The 1879-nt window shown below is 49.1% G+C and carries 1 protein-coding gene and 2 rRNA genes; 1 reads left to right on the top strand and 2 read right to left on the bottom strand.

What is annotated here, in order from left to right:
- The coding region (locus ACP5KC_RS10440) for an arginine deiminase family protein (protein WP_428287547.1) at positions 1-686 on the top strand (686 nt) is incomplete at its 5' end.
- Between the two features lie 53 nt (positions 687-739).
- Here ACP5KC_RS10440 and rrf read toward each other — a convergent pair.
- A 5S ribosomal RNA gene (gene rrf / locus ACP5KC_RS10435) occupies positions 740-857 on the bottom strand.
- A gap of 31 nt (positions 858-888) precedes the next feature.
- Positions 889-1879, bottom strand: a 23S ribosomal RNA gene (locus tag ACP5KC_RS10430); the annotation flags it as partial.

Genomic DNA, 1879 nt, shown 5'->3' with positions numbered 1-1879 from the left:
CGAGAAGACGAGAGGCCCTTCTCATGGATTACGTTTATAAATACCATCCCCTTTTTAAAGACGAGGAAATTCCGAGGTATTACAATTTAAGCGATCCCTTCTTTATAGAAGGCGGAGACATACTTATTCTAAGTTCAAAAGTACTTGCCATCGGCATTTCGGAAAGAACAGAACCGGAGGCCGTTGAGTTGATATCAAAAAGGATCTTCGCATCTAAAGAAAGATTTGAAACGATACTTGCCTTTGTGATACCACAAACGCGGGCTTTTATGCATTTAGATACAATTTTTACGATGATGGACGTAGATAAATTCGTTATTCATCCCAAATTGACAGACAACATAGAGATCTTCTCAATAAAGAACGTTAAAGGAGATCTAAAAATAGAATCTGAGAACGGAAAACTTTCCAACATTCTCAAAAAACACCTTAAATTGAGTGCCGTAGAACTCGTAAAGTGTGGGGGAGAAGATCCTATAGTCCAAGACAGAGAGCAATGGAGCGACGGGTCAAATGTCTTTGCGATATGTCCGGGCACAGTTATAACCTACTCAAGAAATTACGTGACAAACAAGTTGTTAAGAAAGGCAGGCATAGAAGTCATAGAAATACCGTCAAGCGAACTATCAAGAGGCCGTGGCGGCCCAAGATGCATGACGATGCCAATTGTAAGAGAAGAGATATAAAATCAAAATTACAAGAAAAACAAACGGGACCTGATTGGTCCCGTTATATATAAGCCGGGCAATGACCTACTCTTGCAAAGGGTCGCCCCCTTACTACCATCGGCCCGGACTGGCTTAACGGCCGTATTCGGAATGGGAACGGGTGTTTCCCAGTCCGGTATCCTCACCCGGCATAACAGTCATTCAAAACTGAATAGAGTTTCAGGTTAAGGCCTCGGGTTATTAGTACCGGTCGGCTCTACATGTCACCATGCCTCCACCTCCGGCCTATCAAGGTCCTGTTCTCGAACCACCCTTACCTCTTTCGAGTGGGAGACCTTATCTTGGGGTTTGCTTCGCGCTTAGATGCTTTCAGCGCTTATCAATTTGCACTTGGCTACCCAGCTTATACCCCTGGCAGGATAGCTGGTACACCATTGGTACATTCACCCCGGTCCTCTCGTACTGGGGGCGACTCCCCTCAAGTCTCCTTCGCCTACGGTAGATAGGGACCGAACTGTCTCACGACGTTCTGAACCCAACTCACGTACCGCTTTAATGGGCGAACAGCCCAACCCTTGGGACCTGCTTCAGCCCCAGGATGCGATGAGCCGACATCGAGGTGCCAAACACCGTCGTCGATGTGAACTCTCGGACGGTATCAGCCTGTTATCCCCAGAGTAACTTTTGTCCGTTTAGCCATGGCCCTTCCATTCAGTGCCACAGGATCACTAAGACCCGCTTTCGCGTCTGCTCGAGCCGTCGCTCTCACAGTCAGGCCACCTTTTGCCTTTGCACTCAACGGCTGATTACCAACCAGCCTGAGGTGACCTTTGTACGCCTCCGTTACCTTTTGGGAGGCGACCGCCCCAGTCAAACTGCCCGCCTGACACTGTCCTCTGCCACCTTTAGTGGCTCAAGTTAGCACTCCAACACATCAAGGGTGGTATCCCACCGCCGGCTCCCCGTCCCCTGACGAGAACGGTTCTCAGCCTCCCACCTATCCTGTACATGATGCGCTAAAGCACAATATCAGGGTACAGTCAAGCTTCATGGGGTCTTTCCGTCTAGCCGTAGGTACCGGGCATCTTCACCCGGATTGTAGTTTCACCGAGCCTCCCGCTAAGACAGTGCCCAGATCGTTACGCCATTCATGCACGTCGGAACTTGCCCGACAAGGAATTTCGCTACCTTAGGACCGTTATAGTTACGGC

The organism is Infirmifilum sp., assembly GCF_049970975.1.
Taxonomy (GTDB): Archaea; Thermoproteota; Thermoprotei; order Thermofilales; family Thermofilaceae; genus Thermofilum; species Thermofilum uzonense.
The sequence above is the reverse complement of the archived record's forward strand: the minus strand, read 5'-3'. Positions and strand labels throughout refer to the sequence as shown.